This is a genomic window from Sphingomonas silueang, from assembly GCF_040049155.1.
In the GTDB taxonomy this organism is placed as follows: domain Bacteria; phylum Pseudomonadota; class Alphaproteobacteria; order Sphingomonadales; family Sphingomonadaceae; genus Sphingomonas; species Sphingomonas silueang.
This window is the reverse complement of the sequence record NZ_JBDZDK010000001.1, coordinates 38,716-65,214: the sequence shown is the minus strand read 5'-3', so window position 1 is coordinate 65,214 and position 26,499 is coordinate 38,716. Positions and strand designations below refer to the sequence as shown.

Genomic DNA, 26,499 nt, shown 5'->3' with positions numbered 1-26,499 from the left:
CCGGGCGGGAACGGCCCGTGGCGGGATCGACGGCGCGCCGCAGCGATGACAGACAGGAACCCGGACACCGCCGGGTCGAGAGGATGCCATGCCGATTCGGACCATCACCGCCGCTCCACCGCCGCCCGGCCCGCGCGACCGGCGCGCGCCGTTCATCACGCCGGGCTATGCGACCGGGTTCGCGGTGGTGGTCAGCCTGTTCTTCCTCTGGGCGATCGCCAACAACTTCAACGACATATTGATCCGCCAGTTTCAGAAGGCGCTGGCGCTCAGCCGGGCGGAGGCCGGGTTCGTCCAGTTCGTCTTCTACCTCGGCTATTTCGTCATGGCGCTGCCCGCCGGGCTGGTGATGCGGCGCCATGGCTATCGCGCGGGAATCCTCGCGGGGCTCGGCTGCTATGCGGTGGGGGCGCTGCTGTTCTATCCGGCGGCGGAGACCCGCGTCTATGGCGCGTTCCTCGGCGCGTTGTTCGTCATCGCGACCGGTGCGGCGTTCCTCGAAACCGCCGCCAACCCCTATATCGTCGCGTTCGGCGATCCGGCGCGTGCCGAGCAGCGGCTGAACCTGGCACAGGCGTTCAACGGCCTCGGCGGATCGCTCGCCCCCAGCCTCGGCGCGCTGTTCATCTTCTCCGGCGTCGAGCATGATCGCGCCACGCTCGACGCCATGACCCCCGCCGCGCTCGACGCCTATCGCGTGAGCGAGGCGCAGATGGTGCAACTGCCCTATCTCGCGCTCGCCGCGCTGGTCACGGTGATCGCGATCGTCGTCATGGCGGTGCGCCTGCCCGCCGTGCCGCATGCCGCGCCGGAGGGGGCGGGCGGCGGCATCGCCTCGGTCTGGCGGGTGGCGACGCTACGCGGCGCGGTGGTCGCGCAGTTCTTCTATGTCGGGGCGCAGGTCGGCGTGTGGAGCTTCTTCGTCGATTATGTGAAGGCGGCGAGCCCGGCGACGCCGGAGCGGCAGGCGGCCTATCTGCTGTCGGTCAGCCTGCTGCTGTTCATGCTCGGGCGGCTGGCGGGCGCGGCGCTGATGCAGCGGATCGCGGCGACGCGGCTGCTGGCGGCCTTCGCCGCCGCCAATGTCGCGCTGACGGTGATCGCCGCCTTTGCCGGAGGGACCCTTGCGATCGGGGCGTTGCTGCTCACCGGCCTGTTCATGTCGATCATGTTCCCGACGATCTTTTCGCTGGGGGTGCGCGATCTGGGGCCGCGCGCGACGCTGGGCGCGCCGCTGATCGTGATGGCGATCATCGGCGGCGCGGTATTCCCGCCGCTGATGGGGCTGATCGACGTCCGGCATGCGATGCTGATCCCGGCGCTGGCGTTCGCGGTGGTGCTCGGCTTCGCGCTGCGCATGGCAAGGGTGGCGTCGGGCGCGGCGGCGGCATAGCATCGCGCCGACACACGCCATCCACGAGGCCCGCATGATCCCGTCGCCGTTCCTGCTCTACCTCGGCCATTGCAACGACCGCATCGGGATCAAGACCTCGCGCGGGCTCGCCGTGTTCCGCCCCGAGGCGTGCGTCGGCGAGTTCGCGCATGACGATTGCGTGCTGACGCTGGGGCTGGAGCGGCTGACCATGGCCGAGGGCGCGGCACGCGGCGCGAGGACGCTGGTGCTCGGCATCGCCAATGCGGGCGGCGTGCTGGAGGAGGCACTGGTCGAGGATGCGCTGGCCGCCATCGCCTGCGGCATGCATGTCGCATCGGGGTTGCACCAGCGGCTGCGCGACGAACCGCGCCTCGTCGCGGCGGCACGGGCGGCGGGGGTGCAGCTGTTCGACGTGCGCGATCCGCCCGCGCGCCTCGTCGTCGGCAACGGCAGGCCCCGCCCGGGCAACCGGTTGCTGACCGTCGGCACCGACTGTTCGGTCGGCAAGATGTATGCGACGCTGGCGATCACCCGCGAATTGCAGGCGCGCGGGGTCGCCGCCGATTTCCGCGCGACCGGCCAGACCGGCATCCTGATCGCGGGCGGCGGCGTGGCCGTCGACGCGGTGGTCGCCGACTTCATCTCGGGCGCGATCGAGATGCTCACCCCGCCGCGCGACACCGGCTGGGACGTGATCGAGGGGCAGGGATCGCTGCTCCATCCCAGTTTCGCAGGGGTCTCGCTGGGGCTGCTGCACGGGAGCCAGCCGGGAGCGATCGTGCTGTGCCACGAACCGGGCCGCACGCACATGCGCGGCCTGCCCGGACAGCGCGTGCCGGGCCTTGCCGAGACGCTGGCGCTGAACCTGCAACTGGCGCGGCTGACCAGCCCGGACGTGCGCGGCGTCGGCATCTGCCTCAACACCTCGGCGCTGGACGAGGGCGCGGCGCGGCGGCTGTGCGAGGAGACCGCGGCGGAGCTGGGGCTGCCGTGCACCGATCCGTTCCGCTTCGGGGTGGCGACGATCGTCGACATGCTGTGATGCGCCGCTTGTCCGCCGCGCACGAGCGGCTGCCGCTGCACACCCCGTTCCGCATCTCGCGCGGGGTCAAGACCGCCGCCGACGTGGTGGTCGCGACGATCGCCGAGGGGACACGCATCGGACGCGGCGAGGCCGTGCCCTATGCCCGCTATGGCGAAAGCGTCGAGAGCGTATTGGCGCAGATCGCCGGGGTCGCCGGTGCGATCGACGCGGGCGCCGACCGCGATGCCCTGCAGGACCTGTTGCCGCCGGGCGCGGCGCGCAACGCGATCGACTGCGCGCTGTGGGATTTGGCCGGGGCACCGCCCGCACCGGCGAAGGTCGCGAGCGCGATCACCGTCGTCCTCGACACGGCGCAGGCGATGCACGCCGCCGCGCGGGCCCATGCCCATGTCCCGCTGCTCAAGGTCAAGGTCGACGCGACCGATCCCGCAGCGCAGATCGCGGCGGTGCGCGCCGCCGCGCCTTCGCCCGCGCTGATCGTCGATCCGAACGAGGGGTGGAGCCTCGACCTGCTTAGCCATATGCGCGACGTGCTGGTGGAACAGCGGGTGGCGCTGATCGAACAGCCGCTGCCCGCCACCGACGATGCCGCGCTTGCCGGGTTCGACGCCGGGGTGCCGCTGTGCGCGGACGAATCGGTGCATGTCGCGGGCGACCTCGACCGGGTCGTCGGGCGCTATGCCGTGGTCAACGTGAAGCTCGACAAGGCGGGCGGCCTCACCGCCGCGCTCGGCCTCGTGGCGGCGGCGCGGGCACGGGGGCTGGGGGTGATGACCGGGTGCATGGTCGCCTCGTCGCTCGGCATCGCCCCGGCGCTGCGCATCGCCGGGCTGAGCGATTTCGTCGATCTCGACGGGCCGCTCTGGCTGGCGCAGGATCGCGCCGGGGGCGTGCGCGACGAGGGCGGGTGGCTGCGCGCGCCGGACAGGGGGTTCTGGGGATGAGACTGGGCGCACTCGCCGCATTGCTGCTGCTGGGGGCCGCGCCCGCGCCGGTCGACGTGCTGATCCGGGGCGGCATCGTCTATCCCGGCGGCGCGAAGCCGTTCACCGGCGATGTCGCGATACGCGGCGACCGGATCGTCGCGGTCGGCCCCCGCCTCAGGATGCGCGCGGCGCGGACGATCGAGGCGAAGGGCATGATCGTCGCCCCCGGCTTCATCGATCCGCACGCCCATGTCGGCGACATGCTGACCGGCGCGGATGCGCAGGCCCGCCTCGTGCTGCCGTTCCTGATGCAGGGGGTGACGACGACGTTCATCGGCAACGACGGCGGCGGCGATCCGGAGGTGGGCAAGGTACTCGGCAGCGCGCGGGCGCGTCCGGTCGGGATCAACTATGCCGCCTATGTCGGCTTCGGCGCGGTGCGGCAGCAGGTGATCGGCATGGCGCGGCGTGCGCCGACCCCGGACGAACTGGCGCGGATGCGGGCGATCGTCGCGCGCGCGATGTGCGAGGGCGCGCTGGGTCTGTCGACCGGGCTGTTCTACGCCCCGCAGAGCTTCGCCACGACCGACGAGGTGGTGGCGCTGGCGCGCGAGGCGGGGACGCGCGGCGGCCATTACGACAGCCATATCCGCGACGAATCCTCCTATACGGTCGGGCTGTCGGCGGCGATCGACGAGGCGCTGGCGATCGGGCGGCAGGCGCGGGTGCCGGTGCAGATCAGCCATATCAAGGCGCTGGGCGTCGATGTGCAGGGACAGGCCCCGGCGATCGTCGCAAAGGTCGCCGCCGCCCGCGCCGCGGGACAGCGGGTGACGGCGGACCAGTATCCATGGGACGCATCGGGCACCAGCCTCGTCGCGTCGCTCGTACCGCTCTGGGCGCAGGACGGCGGGCGGCAGGCATTGCTCGCGCGGTTCGCCGATCCGGCGCTGGCGGCGCGGCTGCATGCCGACATGGCCGAGAACCTGCGCAAGCGCGGCGGCGCGGACAAGCTGCTGATAACGGAGGGGCCGCACAAGGACCGCACGCTCGCCGCCGTCGCGGGAGGCGGCGATCCGGTCGCCGCCGCGATCGCGGTGATCCGCGTGGCGGACCCGGCAGTCGCGTCGTTCAACCAGCGTGCCGACGATATCGCCACCTTCATGGCCCAGCCCTGGGTGATGACCGGTTCCGACGCCTCGCCCGGCCATCCGCGCGTCTATGGCAGCTTCGCGCGGAAATACGCCAGATACGTCCGCGCCGATCATGTGCTGACGCTCCGCCAGTTCGTCGATCGCAGCGCGACGCTCGCCGCCGACACCTTCGGCCTGACTGATCGCGGGCGGATCGGCGTCGGGCGCTATGCCGATGTCGTGGTGTTCGATCCCGCGACCTATGCGGCGCAGGCGACCTACAGCGCACCGACCCGGCTGGCGAGCGGCGTGCGCGCGGTGCTGGTCAACGGGCGCGTCGCGGTGGCGGACGGGCGCGCGACCGGCGTCGCCGCCGGGCGCGCCCTGCCGCATGCGCCCACTGGCGGATGTCGGTGAGCCGCTGGTTCGCGATCCCGCTGTGGCGGCGGGTGCTGGGCGGGCTGGTGCTGGGGCTGCTGCTGGGACTCCTCTGGCCGCAGGCGGCACCGGCGGTCGCGGTGCTGGGCGAGTTGTTCGTCCGCGCGATCCGCATGCTGGTCGCCCCGATCGTGCTGGTGACGATCGCCGCGGGCATCACCTCGCTGGCCGATCCGAAACGGCTGGGGAGTCTCGGCGGGCGGACGATCGCGCTGTTCGCGCTGACCACCTTCGTCGCGGTGTCGGTGGGGATCGCGGTCGCGCTGCTGGTACGGCCCGGCGTCGGCATCGGCTTGGACGGCGCGGTGCCGCATGCGCTGGGGGCGGGCGTCACGCCGTATCAGCAACTGGTCGGCATCGTGCCGCTCAACATCGTCGATGCCCTGGCCAGGGGCGACATGCTCGCCCTCATCTTCGTCGCGATCCTGACCGGGGTCGGCACGGTGCTGTCGGTTGAGGCGGGCCGCCCGTTCGCCACGCTGCTGCAATCGCTGTCGGCGGTGCTGCTGCGAATCGTCGCGCTGGTGATGGAGGCGACGCCGTTCGGCGTGTTCGCGCTGATCGCCAATGCGGTGGCGAGCGGCGGGGCGGCGGTGTTCGTCCATGTCGGCTGGCTGGCGCTGGCGGTGCTGCTCGGCTCGCTGGTGCAGCTGGGACTGGTTCATGCGCTGCTGCTGCGCTTCGTGGCGCGCGTGCCGGTGCGCCATTTCTACGCGAAGATCGGCGAGGCGCTGCTCGTCGCCTTCTCCACCGCCTCCTCCTCCGCCACGCTGCCGGTGGCGATGCGGATCGCGGGCGAGAAGCTGGGGATCGCGCGGCCGATCTATTCGACGGTGCTGCCGCTGGGCGCCAGCATCGGCAAGGACGGGACGGCGATGTATGTCGGGCTGCTCGCCATCTTCGCGCTCCAGGCGTTCGGCGTCGCGCTGACGCTGCCGGTGCTGGCGACCGTGCTGCTGACCGGTGCGCTGGCCGCATTCGGGACCGCGCCGGTGCCCTCCGCCTCGCTGTTCATGCTTGCCGCCGTGCTGTCGGCGGTGGGGGTGCCCGCGGAGGGGACCGCGCTGGTCGTGGGGCTGGTGCTGCCGTTCGACCGGCTGCTCGACATGACGCGCACGGTGCCCTCGGCCAGCGCGAACCTTGCGGTGGCGCTGACGGTTGCGCGGCAGGAAGGCGGCTTCGACCGTGCCGCCTATCTCAGCGATAGAAGCGCACCCGCGCCAGTTCCAGCCACGCCCGCCCCCCCGGCTCCCCCGTCAGCCGCACGCTGACGCTGCGCAACCGGTCGAGCGCGAGCCGCGCGTCGGGATCGCTGCTGGCAAAGGCGCTGAAGGGCAGGCGGACTTCGGCGGGGGTCGCCCCGGCGGCGAAGCGCGCGCGGAACGCCTGCCCGCCCTGCAACCCGTAGCTGTCGAGCGTGACGCCATAGTCCCCCGCCCCGCGCGCGTCGAAGGCGATGCCGGTGAAGTCGCGCGCGTCGGCAAGGGTGATCGCCCCTTGCGTCAGCGGCAGCACGATCGCGGCATAGGGCCGCTCCGCCGCGCCCAGCCGCGCGACCGCGAACAGGCGGGGGCCGGGGCGGACCATGTCGAGACGACTGTGATCGGTCCCCGGCTCGGTGCTTTCCACCGGCAGCGTGTCGAGATCGGTGCGCCCGTCGCCGCGCGCGCCGGTGTCGATCGGGCCGGGCATCACCCGTACCGGCCACGGCGTCATCTCCGGCGAATCGACCCGCCGGCGCAACGCGTCCAGTGCGACCTCGCGCCCGGCCACGAACACGCGGCGCAGGTCGTGCAGGTCGTCGATGGCGATGTCGGGCCGCCCCCCGGTGAGGATCAGGTCGGCGCGTTGCCCCGCTGCGATGCGGCCATGATCCGATTGCCGCAGGATCGCTGCCGCACCGCTCGTCGCCGCGACCAGCGCCTCCGCCGGGGTCAGCCCCAGCCGCGCGAGCCAGCGCGTCTCGCGCACCGCGCTCGACCCGTGATAGACGCCGCCGATCCCGGCATCGGTGCCGACCCCGATGCGGATGCCCGCCGCATGCAGCGCGCGGACGTTCGCCTGCAGGATGGCCCAGCGCCGCGCCTCCGCCTGCGGGATCGGGGCGGGTCGCCGCGACGCCTCGACCGCCTGCTCCGCCAACGCCTGATGCGCGGTTTCGAGCGGCAGGAAGGTCCGGTCCTGCTGCGGCTCATAGACGACCAGCGTCGGGATATAGGCGACGCCCTTCGCCCGCATCAGCGCGATCAGTTCCTCGTCCACCGGCGCATCGCCGATGCCGTGCCCCAGCGCATCGACCCCGGCGGCGGCGGCGATCTTCGCCCCCGCCAGCGTCACCGTATGGGTGATGACCGGCACCCCCGCCGCATGGGCGTCGGCAACGATGGCGGACAGCGTCCCCACGTTCATGCTCGCCAGATCGGGCGAGCGGCCATAGCGCCAGCCGTCGGCGAACACCTTGACGACGTCGGGGCGATAGGCGAGCGCGGTGCGCATCGCGACATGCGCCGCGCGCGGCGTGGTCGCGGTCAGGGTGAAGAAGCTGCCCCAGCCATATTCGGTGCCATGCCCGCCCGGCACCCCCAGCCGCACCGCGAGGTTGAGGTGCGGCGCGGGCACCTCCCCGCCGCCCACGATCGCGCGGATCGGCGGCAGCATCTCGCCCGACAGCGAGAAGTCGTTGGCGCCGGTCACGCCGTTCAGCAGGTGGCTGGCCCAGGCCTTGCCCAGGTCGTCGGGTGCGCCATAGCCGGGGGAACGCATATGGGTGTGCAGGTCGTGCAGCCCCGGCAGCAGCGTGAGGCCGCGCGCATCGATCACCCGGCTTCCGCGTGGCCGCGACAGCCGCGCACCCACCGCCACGATCCGGTCGCCCGCGATCAGCACGTCGGCGATCCGCGCCGCCTGCCCGCTGCCGTCGAACACCCGCGCGCCGCGAATCAGCACCGCCGGTCCGGGCGCGGGCCGATCGGCGGCGACCAGCAGCAGCGCGAGCAGCATCAGGCACAGGCGGGCGATCATCCTGACCGTTGTACGCCGCATCGCCGTGCGAACAAGCCGCTTGCCCGATGCGCAGCGCATCATAGGATAGCCCCATGCTCGCCGCCCTGCTGCTGTCGCTCGCCGCGCCCGATCCCACGCTTGAGGCGGACGTATGCCGCGCGCTTGCCGCCGCCCCGCCGGGCACGCGCATCGGGCTGGTGGTCGCCGATGCCGATGGCGTCGAACAGGTCGCGATCGCGCCCGACGACCGCTTCGTGCCCGCGTCGAACACCAAGATCCTGACCACCGCCGCCGCCATGGCCGCGCTGCCGCTCGATACGCCGGGCGATGCGGCGACCGGCGTGCGGATCGAGGGCGACGATGTGATCCTGGTCGGTGCGGGCGACGCGCGGCTGTCCTCGGCGGACGACTGCGCGGTCGATTGCCTCGCGACGCTGGCCGATGCGGTGGCGGCGAAGCATCGGCGCATCCGCAACGTGATCGGGGACGACAGCCGCTTTCCCGACCAGCGCTGGTCGCCCGGCATGGGGTGGAACAACATCCCCACCCGATCGGGCACCGGCATCTCGGCGCTGACGCTCGACGACAACGAGGTCGTGCTGACCATCCGTGCGGACGGCGGCGGCGCGATCGTGACCGGCGGCGACTATTACCGGATCGACAACCGCATCCTGCCCGGCCCCCGCACCGCGATCGGCTTCGACCGGATGCCGGGCAGCGACCTGCTGCGCCTGACCGGCACGATCGCACCGGGCAGGACCGAAACGATCCGCGTCGGCATCGACGATCCCGCGCACCATGCCGCGTGGCGCATGGCAGCGATGCTGCGCGCGCGCGGCGTCGCGGTGACGGGCCGGATCGACGTGCGGCACCGCCCGCTGGCCGATGCGGACGGCGCGCTGGTCCAGCCGGTCGTGGCCACGCCGATGCTGGCGACGGCGGCGCCCGCCCCGCTGATCGAGGACATCCGCCTGACCAACAAGGTCAGCCAGAATCTCCACGCCGAACTGCTGCTGCGGCGGATCGGCGGGTCGATTCGCGGCGGGATCGATCGTATCGCGGCGATGATGGCGGCGGCGGGGGTGCCGCGCACCGCGTGGGACCTGTCCGACGGCTCGGGCATGTCGACCTACAACCGCGTGTCGCCGCGTGCGATGGTGGCGCTGCTGCGCTGGGTGCAGGGGCAGCCCTGGGGCACGCGCTGGCTGGAGACGCTGCCGGTGGCGGGGGTGGACGGGACGCTCGCCCGGCGGTTCCGGGGCACCGCGCTCGACGGGCGGCTGCTCGCCAAGACGGGGTCGCTGAGCGGCACCACCGCGCTGGCGGGCGTGCTGACCGCGGCCAGCGGACGGCGGCTGACCTTCGCCGCCTATGCCAACGACATTCCCGAGGGCACGTCGGCCACCGCCGCGATCGATGCCGCGCTGCTGGCGGTGGCGGCGGCGCGGTAGCGCGCGCGCCTTCCCCTCCCCGTTCGTCCCGAGCGCAGTCGAGGGACGTGCCGCATGCGTTGTGCACGGTGTCTCGACTTCGCTCGACACGAACGGTGCGGCTGTTACCCAAGCCCCGCGATCACCGCCTCGCCCACCGCCGGGCGCAACTCGAAGATACCGCTGTCGGCATGGCGGCTGGGGTGCACCCTATTGGTCAGCAGCGTCCATGCCACGCCGCGCGCCGGATCGATCCACAGCCCGGTACCGGTGAAGCCGGTATGGCCGATCGTCCTGGCCGAACATGCCTGCCCGCCCGACCAGCCGGGATGCCGCAACTCCCAGCCGAGCGTGCGATGCCCGGCCTGCCGCGCGCCCACCTGCGCCAGCGCGTCGCGGTCGGCGAGCAGCCCGGCGGCGAAGTCGAGCACGCCGTCGACCGTGCCGAACAGCCCGGCATGCCCCGCCGCGCCGCCCAGCGCATGGGCGTTCTCGTCATGCACCTCGCCCCGCAGCACCCGCCCCCGCCAGCGGCACGCCTCGGTCGCGACCGCCGGGCCCGGCGGCGGACCATAGGACAGGCCGTCGCCCAGCGGCCATGCGTCCAGCCCCCGCCCCGTCACCCGCTCGATCGCGATGCCCAGCAGGATGAAATTGATGTCCGAATAGACCGCCGGTCCCGCCGCCCACGCGCGTTGCAGCACGAACGCGCGCAGCCGCGCCGGATCGTCGCCATAGGTATAGACGGGATGCACCGCGGGCAGGTGGGTGCGATGGGCCAGGCAGTCGCGAAAGCTCAGCCGCCGCTCGGGCGCGTTCGCGACGTCATATTGCCGCAGGTCGGGGATGGCGCTCGTCAGCGGCGCGTCGAGATCGATCCGCCCTTCGTCGGCCAGCGACAGGATGATGCGCGTGGTCGCGATCACCTTGGTCAGCGAGGCGAGGTCGAACCAGTGGTCGCGCGTCAACCCTTCGCGCACGGGCACCAGCGCCGCCGCGCCGGTAACGCGCACTTCCCGCCTGCCCGCCGCATCGACCATGCCCAGCGTGGCGCCGGGGATGCGCCCATCCGCTACCGCACGCCCGGCGAGCGCGAACGCCGCGTCGATCATGCCGTGTCCCGCGCGCGCAGCCGCCCGAGCAGCGGCACGAAGCCGATCGCGGCAAGGCTCAGCACGCCGGAGAGGACGAAGAACCCGTCATAGCCCATCACCAGCACCATGCCGCCCCCCGCGCCCGCCAGCAAGCGGGGCAGCAGGAAGGCGAAGCCCGACAGGAACGCATATTGCGCGCCCGCGAACCGGGGGTTCACCAGCATCGAGAGATAGACGACGAACACCGCCCCCGCCATGCCGTTGCCGAACTGATCGGCGGCGGTGGCGAGGTAGAGCCAGCCTTCCGCCACCGGCAGCTGCGCCAGCGCGACGAAGCCGAAATTGCCCAGCGCGGCGAACAGCGCCGCTGTCACCAGCGCGCGCGGCATCGGCCAGCGCGCCGCCATCCATCCCCCCGCCGTGACCCCGACGATCCCCGCCGCCAGCGCGACATAGCTGTCGGCAAGGCCGATCTGCGTCAGGCTGTACCCCAGCCCCCGGATCATCGGCTTGGACAGGTTGAGCGCCAGCACGTCGCCCATGCGATAGAGCGAGACGAATATCATGAGCGCGATCGCGGCCAGATCATAGCGGCGGAAGAAATCGACATAGGGCCCGATCGCCGCCGAGCTGCGCAGCCGCGAGGTCGGGGCCGCGCGGCGGATGCGCGGCAACGCCAGCGCCATCGCGACGAACGGCACCATGCACGCGCCGAGCACATAGGGGGTGACGTTGCTCCCCCCGTCGATCCCCGCCGCCGATCCGGCGCGCAGCAGCACCCAGCCGACCGCCCCGACGATCAGCGCCACGACGCCGAGGATCGCCACGCTCGCCGCGATCCCGCCGAGCAGCGCGCCGATCTTCGGCCCCTCCCCCCGGGTTGCCGCGATCAGCGGAAACGGCACGAAGGCGGCGAGCGCGATCGCCAGATAGGCCATGCTCCACCCGCCCCGGTCCGCCAGGATCAGCGCCCCGCTCCCCGCCGCGACCATCGCCGAGCGATAGCCCCACTGGTTCGCCGCCGTGATCGGCCCCTGCACCTCGGCAACCGGGGCGAGTTCAATGCGCCACGCATCGGCGGCGATCTCCAGCGTGGTGGTCCAGAAGGCGAGCAGCACCGCGAACCACGCCGTCACCCACAGGTCGTGGTCGTCGGCGGTCAGCGCCATGCCGACCAGCGCGGTGAAGATGCCGAGCTGCGCCAGCAGCATCCATCCGCGCCTTTTGCCCCAGCAGCGCGAGAATCCGGGCACATCGAACCGGTCGATCAGCGGCGCCCACAGGAACTTTGCGGTCGGCAGCAGCTGCACCCATGCGAAGAAGCCGATCACCACCAGCGCCACGCCATGCGCCTGCAACCGCAGCGTCAGCACGGTCGAGAACATGTAGAAGGGCAGCCCCGCCGCGAACCCCAGCACCGCGAACAGCGGCAGCAGCCCGCGGTCGAGCGGCGCCACGCCTTTGATTTCCTGCGTCATGCGGCTCCCGACTGTCACTTGCGCGCTACGCTCCGGGGAAATGTTGCGTCGCGCAAGATAGGGTCTTCCACGATGTGACGATTTTGTTGCTTATTGGTGCCTGACAGGGGCCGCCGGGGGGCTGGCCGTTACAGGGGGCAAGACATGCGCAGCATCCGGGCAACGATTCTCTTGGGCGCATCGCTGCTGGCGAGCACCATGGCACAGGCGCAGACGGTGCCCGAGGACGGCGTGACGACGCAGGAGGCAGCGACGCCGACCGGCATCGCGGTGCAGCCCTCGCCCGAGACGCGCGCCGACGACGGCGAGATCCTCGTCACCGGATCGCGGATCAAGCGCGATCCGAACAACAGCCCGCTGCCGCTCCAGATCATCAGTAACGCCGAACTGGAACGCAACGCCATCGCCAGCCCCGAACAGCTGATCGGGTTGCTGACCACCAACGGATCGGGCGCGGACAATCTCGCCTCCAACGCCGACGTCACCACCGGCGCGCAGCGCGGCACCAACGGGCTGTCGGCGGCCAATCTGCGCGGACAGGGATCGGCGGCGACGCTGGTGCTGCTCAACAGCCGCCGCGTGGCGGCGCACGGCCTGTCGGGCGCGGCGGTCGACGTGAACCAGATTCCCTTCGCCGCGATCGAACGGGTCGAGGTGCTGAAGGACGGCGCGTCCGCCATCTACGGCACCGATGCGATCGGCGGGGTCATCAACTTCATCACCCGCACCGATTACCAGGGCGTCGGCGTGCAGGGTGCGACCGATGTCACCGAACAGGGCGACGGCAACATCTACCGCGTCTCGGCGATCGCCGGGTTCGGCGACCTCAATGAACAGGGGTTCAACGTGATGGGCGCGATCGCCTATCGCTGGAACAACATCCTGCGCGGGTCGGACCGCGATTTCGTCAACGGCAACCAGCCGCAGCGCGGGCTCTCGGTCGATACGCGCGGCACGCCGATCGCCACCGCCTTCGCGCTCAACAACGGCACCTATCTGCCGCGCGGGCCGCAGGGGCAGACCGGCACGCTGCTCGGCGGCACCTCGGGCACGCAGCTGCTCTCGGGCCTCGTCATCCCCGGCACCACCACCCAGGCGACCGGGGGCATCAACATCCTCGACCTGCCGGGCGGCGCGGGGTGCGAATCGATGGACGGCGGCATGGCCTATGACGATGCGCTGTGGAACAACGTGTCGGCGCGCTATGCCTGCGCATGGGACACGGGCCGCGCCGCCGTGCTGCAACAGCCGATCAAAACACTGACCTATTTCGCGCGCGCGGTCGCACGGGTGGCCGAGGACCATCAGCTTTCGGTCGAAGTCACCGGATCGGACGCCAATTCGGCCAAGAGCTTCTCCAACGCGCAGGTCTCGTCGAACACTTCCAACTTCCAGGTCGCCTATCCGCTCAATTCGCTGACCGCGCCGACCTACAATGCGGTCTACAACGCGATCCGCGGCACCTTCCCGGCGGTCGCGGCCAATTACGGCAAGCCGATCGCCTTCCGCTGGCGCTGCATCGCCTGCGGCCCGCGCGAATATGAGACGGATACCAAGACGATCCGCGTGACGCTGGCTGCCGAAGGGCCGCTGTGGGCCGGATGGGACTACCGCGCGGGCGGATCCTACGCGAAGAGCGAGGCGACGTCGCAGCTCGGCAGCGGCTATTTCTATCGCGGCACGCTGTCGAGCGGCGCCTATGACCCGACCGCGCCGACCGCGCCGGGCGCGGCAGGGCCGGGCCTTGCGGGCCTCATCAACAGCGGCATCCTCAACCCCTTCACCCTCAACCAGTCCGAGGCGGCGCTGGCGGGCCTTGCCGCCGTCTCGGCGGAAGGGGCCACGCTCTACGGCGGGCAATATGAGGTGAAGCAGCTCGACTACTCGATCGCGGGGCCGCTGTTCCGCCTGCCCGGCGGCAAGGTGCAGCTGGCGGCGGGCATCGATTTCCGCAGCGAAACCTACAGCTTCAACGGATCGCCCGCCGCCGCCGCTAACGCCCCGGTCATCTTCCTCGCCGCGTTCGACAATGTGAACGCGCTGCGCCGCAAGAACCGGCAGGTGCGCGCGGCCTATACCGAGGTGCTCGTTCCCCTGTTCGAGGGGTTCGAGGTGACGGGCGCGGTGCGCGTCGACGATTACGGCGACTTCGGCACCACCACCAATCCCAAGGTGTCGGTGAAATACCGCCCGTGGGAACCGCTGATGTTCCGCGGGTCGTACAACACCGGTTTCCGGGTTCCCACCTTCAACCAGATCTTCAACGGGCTGACCGAATCGCCCTATTCGGGCCGCGACCTCGCCGACCCGGTGCGCTGCCCCGGCGGCGTGCCCAACACCACCAACCCGGCCTGCGCGGCGGTGCAGCCGAACATCTATACCGGCGGCAATCCGAACCTCGGACCCGAAAGCGCCAGGCAGTTCAGCGCGGGCGTGGTGCTGCAACCGTCGAACCGGTTCAGCCTGTCGGTCGATTTCTGGGCGATCAACGTCGACGACACGATCCAGCTGCTGACCGAGCGCGAGCTGATCGACAATGCCGGGCTCTTCCCCGACCGCTTCATCCGCAACGCGGCGAACGAGCTGGTCATCATCGACCGCCGCTGGATCAACGCGGGCGCGCGGCGCACGCAGGGCCTCGAGATCGCCGGGCGCGGCGGGTTCGATGCGCTGGGCGGCAGCTTCCTGATGGGGATCGACGGCACCTACCTGCTCAAGAAGCGCGAGAAGCTGACCGAGAATGCGGCCTATGGCCCCAGCCTGATCGGCGTGTTCACCTTTGCGGGCGACCTCGGCCTGCGCTGGAAGCACAATGCCTTCGTCAGCTATTCGACCGACCAGTTCTCGGTCGCGCTGACCCAGCTCTACCGCGACGGCTACAAGAACCAGGCGCTGCCCGGCATCCTCGCGGGTACCGTCACGCGCGACGGGTTCAACCGGTTCGTCAAGGAATATGTGACCTACAACCTCGCGGTCAGCTTCCCCAACCTCGGCAACAGCGCGACACGGCTGACCTTCGGCGTCAAGAACCTGTTCGACGTCGATCCGCCGTTCGCCATCACCTATGATTCCAACACCGGCGCGGGCGGATCATGGGAACCGCGCGTCGCCGATCCGCGGGGCCGCGCATTCACCGTGCAGGCGGACGTGAAGTTCTAGGAGCGATCGGCATTCATAGCCACATCGTCACCCCGGACTTGTTCCGGGGTCCACCGGGCTGCAAACGCTGTCGATAGCGGCGCGAACCGCACCGTATCGCCGCACGGTGGACCCCGGCACAGGTCCGGGGTGACGAGAGAATGGCGATCTCGATCGCGACATATGCCGGAATTGTTGAATGTCGATCGGTCCTAGGAGCGATCGGCATCCGGCAGGGTCGTGCAAGAAATTACTCCCCTCCCTAAGCAGGGAGGGGAGACATCCGGCTATCGCCTCAATGCTTGCGCGGCACCAGATGCAGCAGGCCGGCGATCACCGCGCCGACCACGATGCCGACCACCGCCGAACCCGCGGCATTGACCAGCCATTCGAGCACGCCGCCGATGCCGGGCACCGCCGCACCCGCATGATGCGCGGTGTCGTGGACCAGATGCGGCAGGGTGGTGAAGCCGAACACCTCGATGCCGTGCAGGATGATCTGCCCGCCGACCCACAGCATCGCCGCGGTGCCGATGATCGCCAGCGCCTTGAGCAGCACCGGCATCGCCTTGACGAGGCCGCGCCCGATCGCCTGCGTCGCCGCGTTCGCGCGCTGCGCGAGCGACAGGCCGATGTCGTCCATCTTCACGATGATCGCGACGACGCCGTACACGCCGATCGTGATGGCGATGCCGACGAGCGCGAGCGCGGCCGCGCCCTCCCAGAACGACATGTCCTGCAGCGAATCGAGCGTGATGAACATGATCTCCGCCGACAGGATCATGTCGGTGCGGATCGCGCCGCTGACCTGCCGCTTCTCCAGTTCGACCGGATCGGCGGCGGTCGCCGCCTCGTCCGCGCCATGGCCGCCGGTGAACGCGCCGATGATCTTTTCCGCGCCCTCGAAGCACAGGAACGCGCCGCCCAGCATCAGGATCGGCGTGATCGCCCATGGCGCGAACGCCTTGAGCAACAGCGCGGCGGGCAACAGGATCAGCAGCTTGTTCTTGAGCGATCCCAGCGCGATCTTGCCGATGATCGGAAGTTCGCGCGCGGGCGACAGGCCGACGACATAGCGCGGCGTCACCGCCGCATCGTCGATCACCACCCCCGCCGCCTTGACACCGGCACGCCCCGCCGCCGCGCCGACATCGTCGAGCGACGCCGCCGCCAGCTTGGCGATCGCCGCCACATCGTCGAGCAATGCCACCAATCCACCGGCCATCGTGCGCGTCCCCTTGTCCCTGTTGCCGCGGTGGTAACGCGCAACATGCTGCGACGCCACGAAAAGCGTGGAGGAAAGCGTCCGGCCCGGTGCCCTCGCCGCTATTCGGCGGCGAGCAGGGCGGGATTGGCCAATCCGGCATCGACCAGATTGCCGACGAACTGGTCGGTGCATCGCGACCAGCAATAGGCAGAGCCTGCCCGTGCGCAGGCATCGCGATCGGCGGTGAGCGCCTGTCGCACCGCCGCCGCCAGATCCGCGTCCACCGCGCCGATCCGGGCGTCGCCACCACCCATGCCGTCCAGCCCGACGATGTCGAGCGGCCCCGGCACCGGATAGCCCGCGACCGGGGTGCCGCACGCCAGCGCCTCGATCATCACCAGCCCGAAGGTGTCGGTGCGGCTGGGGAACACCAGCACATCGGCGGCGCGGTACGCCGCGGCGAGCGCCGCCCCCTGCTTCAGCCCGACGAAGCGCGCCAGCGGATAGCGGCGTTCGAGGTCGGCGCGCGCCGGACCGTCGCCGACCAGCAGCTTGGTGCCGGGCACGTCGAGTGCGAGGAACGCCTCGATATTCTTCTCGATCGCGATGCGCCCGACATGCAGCAGGATCGGGCGCGGCAGCGTGGCGAGATCGAGCTGCCCGCCGTCGGGTTTGAACAGCGCGAGGTCGACCCCGCGCGACCAGCGCCGGGTATGGGCGATGCCATGGTCGGCGAGCGACTGCGCCACCCGCGCGGTGGCGGTCATCACCCCGCTGGCGCGCGCGTGGAAACGGCGCAGGAACGGCCAGAACAGCGCGGCGGGCAGATGCGTGCGCATCGCCAGATATTCGGCGAAATTGGTGTGGAACGAGGTGGTGAAACGCACCCCCCGCGCCTTGCACCATCCGCGCGCCGCCCAGCCGAGCGGGCCTTCGGTGGCGATATGGATCGCATCGGGCCGGAAATGCTCGATCCGCCGCCCCAGCTCCGCCCCGCAGCCGATAGCGAGGCGGATTTCCGGATAGCCCGGACACGCGCGCGTCGCGAAGCCGTCCGGGGTGAACGTCTCGACCACATGGCCGCGCTGCTGCAACCGGCCGATCGTGGTCTGGAGGGTACGCACGACGCCGTTGACCTGCGGACTCCACGCATCGCTGACGATCGCGATCCTCATGCGGCGGCGACCGCGCGCGGCGGCACGAACGACTTCGGCCCCGCCTTGGCCAGTTCCCTTTCCCAGGTGAGCGCGCGCCAGTCGATCAGCGACATCGCCCCCGCATGATCCTCGACCAGCGCGGTGCAGCTCTCCACCCAGTCGCCGTCGTTGTAATAGGTGATGTCGCCGATCCGGCGGATTTCGGCGGTGTGGATATGGCCGCACACCACCCCGTCGACGCCGTGCTCGGCGGCGGCGTGCGCCACCGTCTCCTCGAACCGGCCGATGAAGTTGACCGCGTTCTTCACCCGGTGCTTGGCATAGGCCGACAGCGACCAATAGGGCAGGCCCAGCTTGCGCCGCGCGAAGTTCCATACGCGATTGGCCTTGAGCAGCGCGGTGTACGCATAGTCGCCGAGGAAGGCGAGCCAGCGGGCATAGAGCACCACCCCGTCGAACTTGTCGCCGTGCAGCACCAGCAGGCGGCGCCCGTCGGCGGTTTCGTGGATATCCTCCTCGACCATCTCGACCCCGCCGAATTCGAGGCCGACGTAATCGCGGAACGCCTCGTCATGGTTGCCGGGGATGTAGATGACGCGGGTGCCGCGGCGCGCGAACTTCAGGATCGACCGGATCACGTCGTTGTGGCTCGACGGCCAGTACCAGCCCTTGCGGATCTGCCACCCGTCGACGATGTCGCCGACGAGGTACAGCGTCTCGCACTCGAACGAATGCAGGAAATCGACGAGTTGCGTCGCGCTGCATCCCGGCGTGCCGAGATGCACGTCGGAGATGAAGACGGTGCGGTACGACTGTTTCGGACCTTCGCTGCGATAGGATTGCGGATCGTTGATCCAGTCCGGCACCTTGCGCGCCAGCGACTTCATCATCGACCGTTCCGATTTCGCGGGGGTCGAATTCGGTTCGGTCCGGGATACATAGGCCGTCGTCATGGTTTGCCTCCACGATAGCGGATCGGACACTCGTCCTCAGCGTTGCGCCATGCTGTATCCGCGACACGCGACAATTGCGTTTCGGAACGATGACGCGCGTCTCATCAAACTGAAACCGCAACGTCTTCGTCCCGCAACGCGCGTGTCATCGAACCGCGCCACCCTTGCCCGACAACCCACCGACGGGTGCTGACAGGGATTTTGCATTGGCTCAGGAATTGAACCGCGTCGGCGTGGCCAGCGCCTATGACCGCTGGGCGCCGATCTACGACCTGGTGTTCGGACCCGTCTTCCGCCGCGGTCGTCGCGCCGCGATCGACGCGGCCGAGCGGGTCGGCGGGCGCATCCTCGAGGTGGGCGTCGGCACCGGCATCTCGCTGCCCCACTATCGCACCGACAGCCGGATCACCGGCATCGACATCGCCGACCAGATGCTCGACAAGGCGCGCGACCGGGTGAAGCGGCTGAACCTCGACCATGTCGAGCGGATCGCGATCGGCGATGCCGAGGCGCTCGACTTCGCCGACGCATCGTTCGACGTGGTGGTCGCGCAATATGTCGTGTCGGCGGTGCCGCATCCCGACCGGGCCTTGAGCGAGTTCCTGCGCGTCGTGCGCCCCGGCGGGCTGATCGTCATCACGACGCGGCTGGGTGCGGAGGTCGGGATGCGCGCGAGGATCGAGCGCGCGCTGATGCCCGTCACCAGCCGCCTCGGCTGGCGCACCGATTTCCCCTGGTCGGTCTATGGCGACTGGGCGGAGCGCCACCCGAGCGCCGAACTGGTCGAGCGCCGCCCGCTCCCGCCGCTCGGCCATTTCTCGCTCGTCTGCTTCCGCCGCACCGCCGACGGACAGGACAACACCCCCACGCTCGCGCACGCCGCGACCGCCTGACCCAAAGAGGCCCGACCGATGCCCGGATTCAAGGAAGCGTTGCAGGAACAGCGGTGGGACGATCACCGCTACTACCACCACAGCATCATCAACCAGGCGCTGCACTTCGTCAGCGCGACGACGTTCCTGATCGCCTATGTCGTGGTGTGGATCGACCCGGCGGTCGCCAGCCTGCTCGGCTGGCTGGTCGCGATGACCGCGCGGCAATCGGGGCATTTCTTCTTCGAGCCCAAGACCTACGACCATGTGAACCAGGCGACGCACGCGCACAAGGAAGCGATCAAGGTCGGTTACAACCTGTTCCGCAAGGTCGTGTTCATGGCACTGTGGGCGGCGATGCCGATCCCGCTGCTGCTCGACCCGACCTTCTTCGGGCTGTTCGAGCCGCATGTCGGCTTCGTCGGTTTCCTGCGCCATCTGGCGCTGCTGTGGCTGGGCTTCGCGGTCGCCGGGCTGCTGTTCCGCGTCGTGCAGCTGTTCGTGCAGCGCGACGTGATGACCGGCATCGTCTGGGCGACCAAGATCGTGACCGATCCGTTCAACGACTTCGTCCTGTATCGCAAGGCGCCGGGGCAGTTGCTGCGCGGCGCACGGATCGATACCGACCTGCAGGAAGCGGCGCGGCACTGAACTGCGCCGGGCGCGGCGCGCCCGGGATCGCAGGGGAGGATCGCAACATGTGCGACCGGTTCGTCGACCAGGCGGACCGGTCGTTCCGTGTCGGGTCGACAACGGTCCGCGATCGGCGATGCATGAATATTATCCCGTCATATCCGACCTTTGGGTCACCGAAATTGTCTATTCGGACCGATATCGCAGTATAAACATCCGTAACGGCATCTTCACCGACTATAGAAACAACGGTTACATTCGGAAACGTCGCCTTTTCTGCTACGATTGCACGATCGATTCGCGAATCTTTCAGTATCGGACGATGACCTTCGCGGTTTCGGGAGGGTCATACGCTTGCGTATCTCACCGCTTCTGGAGAGGATGCCATGCTGCTGCTGCCGGACGTTTCGCACGACGAGCCTGATTTCGCGGCGAAGAACAAATTCCCGGTCTTCTACTGGAACCATGTCGCGCTGGAGATGAACCGCATCACCCATTCGCTCGGCGGGCCGCAGACCGGCCCGACGATGAGTTCGCGGGCGATGGGGCTGATCCATCTGGCGATGCACGACGCCTTTTTCGCGACGCTGAAGTTCGGCGGGAACCCGCCCGCGAGCCGGCTGGCGGAGCCGTATCTGGCGGAGTTGCGGATCACCCTTCCGCTCCCCGCGGGCGCGAGCGAGTTCGAGAAAATGGCCGCGGCGGCGATCCAGCCGAGGCTGGCCGGGCTCAACAGCGATCCGTCCAGTACCAATCAGGCGCTGACCGGTGCTGCGGTGCTGATGCTCGACCGGCTGTACCGATCGCGCGGTCCCGGCATTTCGGCGGTCGCGCATCAGACGCTGTCCGCCGCCCTGACGAAGCTGATCGCCGACTATCCCCGGCCGATCGATGTCCTGTCGCCCGCGCACCGCTTCGGCGAATATGTCGGGAACCTGATCTTCGCGCGGCTGGCGGTGAAGCCGGGCGAGCCGGGGGCCGATCAGGGCCGGTTCGAGCCGATGGACCGGCGCTATGCCTTTCGCGACGAACCCGCCAACCCGGTCCGCCGCGACCCGATCGACCGCGATCATCCCGAATTCGGCGATGCACCGGTACGAATCTATCACGGCCCCTTCTACGGCACGACGGTCGAAAGTTTCGCCGTCTCCGACGATGCGCTGCACACCCTCGCCCCGCCGCCGGTCTGGCATGGCGGGCAGCCCGACCCGGCCACCTATGCCGCGAGCCTGTTCGAGGTCCGGCACGCGGGCGGCAAGCCCGAATCGCCGCTCACCGAGCGCACGCCCGACCAGACGCTGGCGGCGCTGTTCTGGGCCTATGACGGCGCCAATCTGATCGGCACGCCGCCGCGTCTGTACAATCAGGTCGTCCGGGTGGTCGCGTGGAACAAGAAAAAGACCGCCGACGCCGGACCCACCGACCCCGACGACGTTGCGGAGCAGCATGCCCAGTTCGTCCGCATATTCGCACTGTGCAATTCGGCGATGGCCGATGCGGGCAAGTTCGCCTGGCGCGAGAAATACAAGTTCCAGCTCTGGCGGCCCTTGAGCGGCGTTCGCGAGCATGGCCCGGCCAGCGGCCCCGAGGCCCCGGCGACGGGCGGTTCCGAGCATCTCGCGGACGAGGCCGATCCCTTCTGGCTGGCATTCGGCGCGCCGGAGACGAACAGCAACAAGATCAGCTTCAAGCCGCCGTTTCCGGCCTATCCCTCCGGCCATGCCACCTTCGGCGCGGCATGTTTCCAGATGCTGCGGCTGTTCTATGGCGATGCACCGGCCGACAAATGCGACTCGATCGCCTTCGCGCTGGTGTCGGACGAAATGAACGGGATCAGCCGCGACCTGTATCAACCGTATCGCGGCGACCAGCCGCTCGTCGATCAGCCGGGGCTGGTGCGCACCCGCATCGTCCGCCGGTTCCAATCGCTGTCGCACGCGATCTTCGAGAATGCGTTCAGTCGCATCTGGCTGGGCGTGCACTGGAATTTCGATGCGTTCGACCCCGCCGATGCGCAGCAGGAGAACTCCAAAACCGAGGGCGGGCTTCCGGTCTACAAGGACGCCTGCGCCATCACGTACAAGCACGTCTACAGCCCGGCCGGGGACGTGCCGTCGTCTCCGGCAACCGGCGGCGTTCCGCTCGGCCTCGGCATCGCCAACGATATCTTTCGATCGAAGCTGGTCGATCCGCGGGTAGCGCAAATGGCGGCGGCCCGGGCGGAGGAGGCAGCGATGCCGCAATGCTCGCCAGCGGTCGCGGCGGCGTTGCAAGGGGAACAGATCGCCGTCAAGGCCAGCAACACCAGCACGGCGCGGGCAGCACAATAGAGCGATGGGCGGTGGCATCCCGCAAAGGGTGCCGCCGCGCTCACCCCCGCCTGAATCGCCGCGACAGCGTCTCCTTCAGCACCTGTCGCCGCAGCATCTTGTTCGTCGTGCCCGTTGCCGACCACCACCAGCCATCCGCAGCCATCGCCTGTGCCGCCTTCACGAATCGCGCGACCACCTCGGCGAACGCGGCGTCGTCGTAGTTCAGGCTGAAGATCAGCCGCCCGGTGCCGACCCAGCTCAGCGCCAGCCCCTCGGCGCGGCAGTAATATTGCAGCATCCAGTTGTAGCGCGACGGCACGGTGTAGCGGATCGTCCACACCGTCTGCATCCCCGCCGCGCGCACCGGCAGCCCGGCCTCGGCCATCGCCGCGTTGAACTGCGCGATCCGTGCGTCCCAGCGTTCGTCCACCCGGTCGTACATCGCGGCGACTTCGGGCGAATCGAGGCGTTCGAGGAACACGTCCATCGCCCCCATCACGTAGGGATGCGCGTTGAACGTTCCGCGGGCGAAACAGATATCGGCGGGCGCTTCGGGCCGGAACCGCTTCATCAGCGCCGCGCGTCCGCACAACACGCCCACCGGCAACCCGCCGCCCAGCGTCTTGCCGTACGTCACCATGTCGGGCCGGACCCCGAACGCCTCTGCCATGCCGCCCCTGGCGAGGCGGAAGCCCATGAACACCTCGTCGAAGATCAACACGACGCCCGCCCGCGTGCAGACCTCGCGCAGCTTCACCAGCCAGTCGCGGTACGCCGCACGGTCGAGATGCGCCGAGCGGCTGCTGTCGATCATCGTGCCGTCCGAGGGCGCGCCCCTGTTGGGGTGCAGCGCCTGCAACGGGTTCACCAGCACGCAGGCGATGTCCCGGCGCGTCGCCAGCACGTGCAGCGTGCGCTCGGACATTTCGGCCAGCGTCAGCGTATCGTCCTGCGGCGTGGGGTTGCCGATACCCGGCTGCACATCGCCCCACCAGCCGTGATAGGCCCCGGCGAAGCGCACCAGCCGCCGCCTGCCCGTGTGATAGCGCGCGAGGCGCACCGCCTGCATCACCGCCTCGGTGCCCGACATATGGAACGACACCTCGTCCATGCCGCTGATCGCCTTCAACCGCGCGACATTGGCGGCGATGACCGGGTGATAGGTGCCGAGCACCGGCCCCAGCGCCGCGACCCGCGCCGAACCTTCGGCGATGCAGTCCTTGTAGAAGTCGTGCCCGAACAGGTTGACCCCGTACGACCCGGCAAGGTCGTAGAAGCGGTTCCCGTCGAGGTCGGTGACGGTCACGCCTTCCGACGATTCGTAGAACGCCCCGGTCGCCAGTCGCTCGCGCACCTTCGCGCTGAACTGGAACGGCACGCGGTAGCGTCCCGTGAATTGCAGGTCGGACAGCCCCTCGCGCAAGTCCTTCGTCGCCGCGACGGTCTTCGGGAAGCGCTCGGCATAAAGCGCCGATAGCGCCTCGAACCCCGCGCGCCGCCGCGCCGCGACCTCGGGCGGTGCACCGTCGGCGGCGAAGAACCGCGCGTCGTCATAGTCGTAGAAGGCGATCGTCCGCGCGATCCGCTGTCCCCAGCGGACATGGCCGGTGAGCGAGCCGTGCTTGGCGCGGCTGAGCGCGAGGCGCTTGCGCCCCTTGGTGGCGAAAAGTCCGGCGGTACCGGCGGCGAGGGCGAGGACGATCGGCGTCATGACTGACGCGGATATGACGCGATCGCGTACTATTGATGACGGCGATGGAACAGACGCTCCCCTCCCCGCTCGCCCGGATGATCGCGAGGCTGACCGCGATCGAATCGCTGAACTATGCCGCGACCAACTGGCTGCCGCGCCGTACGCTCACGCGGGCGATGGGCCGGTTCAGCAAGATCGAGCATCCGTGGGTCGCCAGGGCGTCGATCGCGGTATGGCGCACGTTCAGCGACGTCGACCTGTCCGACGCGGCGGAGACGCGCTGGCCGTCGATGCATGCCTGTTTCATCCGGCGGTTGCGGCCCGGCGCACGGGTGTTCAGCGCGAGCGCGACGCAGATCGCCTCCCCCTCCGACGGGATCGTCGTCGCCTGCGGACCGATCGAGCGCGACAGCATCGTGCAGGCCAAGGGCCAGCGCTATTCGATCGCGGAGCTGACCGGGGGCGAGGGCGACGCCTATGTCGGCGGCAGCTTCGTGACGCTGCGGCTGACGGCGGGGATGTACCACCGCTTCCATGCCCCCCAGGACGGGACGGTCGACCGGGTGCGCTATTTCCCCGGCGACTGTTTCAACGTGAACCCGCCGGCGCTGAAACGGGTCGAGCGGCTGTACTGCCGCAACGAGCGCGCCACGGTGCGGCTGCGGCTGGCCGACGGGACGCCGGTGCTGCTGGTGCCGGTGGCGGCGATCCTGGTGGCGGCGATCCGGTTGACCTTCCTCGACACGGTGCAGCTGCTGCGCGAACGCCCCGATCCGGTGGCGACCTGCGACGCGCGGCTGGCGCGGGGCGAGGAGATGGGGTGGTTCGAGCATGGCTCGACGATCGTGATGCTGCTGCCCGCACCGTACCGGCTGGCAGCGGGGGTGGTTACGGGGATGCGGGTGCGGGCGGGCGAGGTGCTGTTCGAGCGTCCGTAACGCCCCTTCCCGTCATTCCCGCGCAGGCGGGAATCCATATGCACCGACGTACCGGCAAGCATCGCACCGACAGCGGCTATGGGTTCCCGCCTGCGCGGGAATGACGATATTCGGCGAACCGCAACGTCACCACCAGCCCCGGCGCGCCGTCGCCCAGTTCCACCCCCGCCCCCATCCGCTCCGCCGCCGAGCGCACCACCGCGAGGCCGAGGCCACTGCCGTCCGGCCCGTCCGCCGCGCCCAGCCGGACGAACCGCTCGAACGCGCGCTCCCGGTCGGCGGCGGGAATGCCGGGGCCGTCGTCGCGTACCACCAGCAACACCGCATCGGGCGTGCGCCCGAGCGCGATCGTCACGCTGCCGCCGCGCGCATTGTAGCGGATGCCGTTGTCGACGAGGTTGCTCACGATCTCGAAGATCAGCGACCAGTAGCCCGCGACGGTGAACGCACGATCCTCCGCCGCGTCGAGTTGCAGCTCGACCCCCGCCTCCACCGCCTGCGCGATGCGGCGCGAGAGGACGGCGGCGGCGACCTTGCGCAGGTCGACCCGCTCGAACGGCGCGGCAGCCCCCGCCTCCTCGGCACGCGCGAGGCTCAGCAGCTGGGTCAGCAGCCGTTCCAGCCGGGTGACGGCATCGCCGATCTCGTCCAGCGCATCCGGCTCGCCCCGCCGCGCCAGCGCGACCTGCAATTTCAGCACCGACAGCGGCGTGCGCATCTGGTGCGAGGCATCGGCGGTGAAGCGGCGGGTGGCGGCGGTAGCCGCGTCGAGCTGCGCCAGCAGCCGGTCGAACGCGGCGGCGAGCGGGCGCAGCTCCAGCGGCAGCGGCCCGGTATCGAGCGGCGAGAGATCGGGCAGCGCCCGCCCGTCGCGCGCCTCCACCGCCTGTCGCAACCGGGCGAGCGGGCGCAGGCTCCACCCCAGCGCCGGGCGCAGCAGCAGCACGGCGATGCCGACCAGCAGCACCTCGCCCAGCAGCAGCGCGCTCACCAGCCGCCGGGTCAGCGCGGCGCGGTTGTCGAGCGTCTCGGCCACCTGCACCACCACCGGCGGCGCGATCGCGGGGAGCGCGCGCCGCACCTCGGCGATGCGGATGCGCTGCCCGCGATAATCGGCGAAGCGGAAGCGCGGCACGTCGACCGCCAGTTCGCGCGCGTCGGGGGCGGGCAGGTCGGCATAGCCGGTCAGCAGGTCGCCGCCGATGGCGATGCGGTAATAGACATTGTCGCGCTCGCCATTCTCCAGCATGCCGAAGGCGGCGGGCGGCAGGTCGAGCGTCACCTCGCCCCGCTCCACCTCCACCGTCTCGGCGATCGCGCCCAATGCGCCGCCCAGCACCCGGTCGTTGGTGCGCCGCACGACATCGGCGATCAGCGTCGCGCCGACCAGCCCGACCACGATCGCCACCAGCACGAGCGGGCCGAGCATCGCGGCAAGCAGCCGCGTGCGCAGCGCGATGGCGCGGGGGGCGGGCATCAGCGGGGGTCGTGGGGGCAGGCGAGTACTCCCCTCCCTGGCAGGGAGGGGCTGGGGGTGGGTCGGCACGGGGCAGGTGCCGCCGTTCCCTCGCGGGCCGACCGACCCCCGACCCCTCCCTCGCAGGATTCCGCTGCGAAAGCCCAATGTCGGCCCTTGACCTTGCCGTACCCCCGCGCAGGCGGGGGTCCAGAGCC

The 26,499-nt window shown here is 70.1% G+C and carries 19 protein-coding genes; 11 read left to right on the top strand and 8 right to left on the bottom strand.

Features of this window, described 5'->3' with window-relative positions:
- Positions 1-88 precede the first annotated feature (88 nt).
- The 5 genes from fucP to ABLE43_RS00245 are packed head-to-tail and all read left to right on the top strand — an operon-like array spanning position 89 to position 6,188.
- Positions 89-1,393, top strand: coding sequence for an L-fucose:H+ symporter permease (gene fucP / locus ABLE43_RS00265; protein WP_348976464.1), 1,305 nt, complete (start codon positions 89-91; stop codon positions 1,391-1,393).
- Between the two features lie 34 nt (positions 1,394-1,427).
- Positions 1,428-2,417 (top strand): N-acetyltransferase DgcN, encoded by a 990-nt coding sequence (gene dgcN / locus ABLE43_RS00260; RefSeq protein WP_348976463.1) that lies wholly within the window; start codon positions 1,428-1,430, stop codon positions 2,415-2,417.
- Positions 2,414-3,364 carry an N-acetyl-D-Glu racemase DgcA gene (gene dgcA / locus ABLE43_RS00255; protein ID WP_348976462.1) on the top strand — a complete coding sequence of 317 codons (951 nt, stop codon included), beginning with the start codon at positions 2,414-2,416 and terminating at the stop codon, positions 3,362-3,364. The genes dgcN and dgcA overlap by 4 nt, the downstream gene beginning before the upstream one ends.
- Entirely contained in the window at positions 3,361-4,896 is a 1,536-nt protein-coding gene (locus tag ABLE43_RS00250; protein WP_348976461.1) for an N-acyl-D-amino-acid deacylase family protein, read from the top strand. Before dgcA ends, ABLE43_RS00250 begins: the two co-directional genes overlap by 4 nt.
- Positions 4,893-6,188, top strand: coding sequence for a dicarboxylate/amino acid:cation symporter (locus ABLE43_RS00245; protein ID WP_425475215.1), 1,296 nt, complete (start codon positions 4,893-4,895; stop codon positions 6,186-6,188). Before ABLE43_RS00250 ends, ABLE43_RS00245 begins: the two co-directional genes overlap by 4 nt.
- On the opposite strand, the gene ABLE43_RS00240 is transcribed toward ABLE43_RS00245, so the two are convergent.
- A complete protein-coding gene (locus tag ABLE43_RS00240) occupies positions 6,115-7,959 on the bottom strand; it encodes an amidohydrolase family protein (RefSeq protein WP_348976459.1) in 1,845 nt (614 codons plus the stop codon). The genes ABLE43_RS00245 and ABLE43_RS00240 overlap by 74 nt on opposite strands.
- Before the next feature lie 53 nt (positions 7,960-8,012).
- On the opposite strand from ABLE43_RS00240, the gene dacB reads away from it, so the two are divergent.
- Positions 8,013-9,371, top strand: a complete 1,359-nt coding sequence (gene dacB, locus ABLE43_RS00235) for a D-alanyl-D-alanine carboxypeptidase/D-alanyl-D-alanine endopeptidase (protein ID WP_348976458.1) — start codon at positions 8,013-8,015, stop codon at positions 9,369-9,371.
- 104 nt (positions 9,372-9,475) lie between these two features.
- Here dacB and ABLE43_RS00230 read toward each other — a convergent pair whose 3' ends face one another.
- Both ABLE43_RS00230 and ABLE43_RS00225 read right to left on the bottom strand, forming a co-directional pair.
- Entirely contained in the window at positions 9,476-10,462 is a 987-nt protein-coding gene (locus ABLE43_RS00230) for a serine hydrolase domain-containing protein (protein WP_348976457.1), read from the bottom strand.
- On the bottom strand, positions 10,459-11,922 hold the full coding sequence (locus ABLE43_RS00225) for an MFS transporter (RefSeq protein WP_348976456.1): 1,464 nt from the start codon (positions 11,920-11,922) through the stop codon (positions 10,459-10,461). The genes ABLE43_RS00230 and ABLE43_RS00225 overlap by 4 nt, the downstream gene beginning before the upstream one ends.
- A gap of 144 nt (positions 11,923-12,066) precedes the next feature.
- Between ABLE43_RS00225 and ABLE43_RS00220 the strand changes: the two genes are divergently transcribed.
- The gene (locus ABLE43_RS00220) at positions 12,067-15,081 is read left to right on the top strand and encodes a TonB-dependent receptor plug domain-containing protein (protein WP_348976455.1); all 3,015 of its coding nucleotides are present in this window, start codon (positions 12,067-12,069) and stop codon (positions 15,079-15,081) included.
- 274 nt (positions 15,082-15,355) lie between these two features.
- Here the strand turns inward: ABLE43_RS00220 and ABLE43_RS00215 are convergent, their stop codons facing one another.
- From ABLE43_RS00215 to ABLE43_RS00205, 3 genes are all read right to left on the bottom strand, one after another.
- Entirely contained in the window at positions 15,356-16,285 is a 930-nt protein-coding gene (locus tag ABLE43_RS00215; protein WP_348976454.1) for a DUF808 domain-containing protein, read from the bottom strand.
- Between the two features lie 101 nt (positions 16,286-16,386).
- Positions 16,387-17,442 (bottom strand): glycosyltransferase family 4 protein, encoded by a 1,056-nt coding sequence (locus ABLE43_RS00210; protein WP_348976453.1) that lies wholly within the window; start codon positions 17,440-17,442, stop codon positions 16,387-16,389.
- Positions 17,439-18,311 (bottom strand): UDP-2,3-diacylglucosamine diphosphatase, encoded by an 873-nt coding sequence (locus tag ABLE43_RS00205; RefSeq protein ID WP_348976796.1) that lies wholly within the window; start codon positions 18,309-18,311, stop codon positions 17,439-17,441. The genes ABLE43_RS00210 and ABLE43_RS00205 overlap by 4 nt, the downstream gene beginning before the upstream one ends.
- Positions 18,312-18,583: 272 nt before the next feature.
- On the opposite strand from ABLE43_RS00205, the gene ABLE43_RS00200 reads away from it, so the two are divergent.
- The 3 genes from ABLE43_RS00200 to ABLE43_RS00190 all read left to right on the top strand — a co-directional run bounded on the left by ABLE43_RS00200 (position 18,584) and on the right by ABLE43_RS00190 (position 22,212).
- Positions 18,584-19,270 (top strand): class I SAM-dependent methyltransferase, encoded by a 687-nt coding sequence (locus tag ABLE43_RS00200; RefSeq protein WP_348976452.1) that lies wholly within the window; start codon positions 18,584-18,586, stop codon positions 19,268-19,270.
- An 18-nt stretch (positions 19,271-19,288) separates the two neighbouring features.
- Entirely contained in the window at positions 19,289-19,900 is a 612-nt protein-coding gene (locus tag ABLE43_RS00195) for a hypothetical protein (protein ID WP_348976451.1), read from the top strand.
- Positions 19,901-20,268: 368 nt separating this feature from the next.
- A complete protein-coding gene (locus ABLE43_RS00190) occupies positions 20,269-22,212 on the top strand; it encodes a vanadium-dependent haloperoxidase (RefSeq protein ID WP_348976450.1) in 1,944 nt (647 codons plus the stop codon).
- Positions 22,213-22,252: 40 nt separating this feature from the next.
- Here ABLE43_RS00190 and ABLE43_RS00185 read toward each other — a convergent pair whose 3' ends face one another.
- A complete protein-coding gene (locus ABLE43_RS00185; protein ID WP_348976449.1) occupies positions 22,253-23,905 on the bottom strand; it encodes an aminotransferase class III-fold pyridoxal phosphate-dependent enzyme in 1,653 nt (550 codons plus the stop codon).
- A gap of 44 nt (positions 23,906-23,949) precedes the next feature.
- Between ABLE43_RS00185 and asd the strand changes: the two genes are divergently transcribed.
- The gene (asd, locus tag ABLE43_RS00180) at positions 23,950-24,825 is read left to right on the top strand and encodes an archaetidylserine decarboxylase (RefSeq protein WP_348976448.1); all 876 of its coding nucleotides are present in this window, start codon (positions 23,950-23,952) and stop codon (positions 24,823-24,825) included.
- A 76-nt stretch (positions 24,826-24,901) separates the two neighbouring features.
- Here the strand turns inward: asd and ABLE43_RS00175 are convergent, their stop codons facing one another.
- A complete protein-coding gene (locus ABLE43_RS00175; RefSeq protein WP_348976447.1) occupies positions 24,902-26,302 on the bottom strand; it encodes a sensor histidine kinase in 1,401 nt (466 codons plus the stop codon).
- Positions 26,303-26,499: the final 197 nt, after the last annotated feature.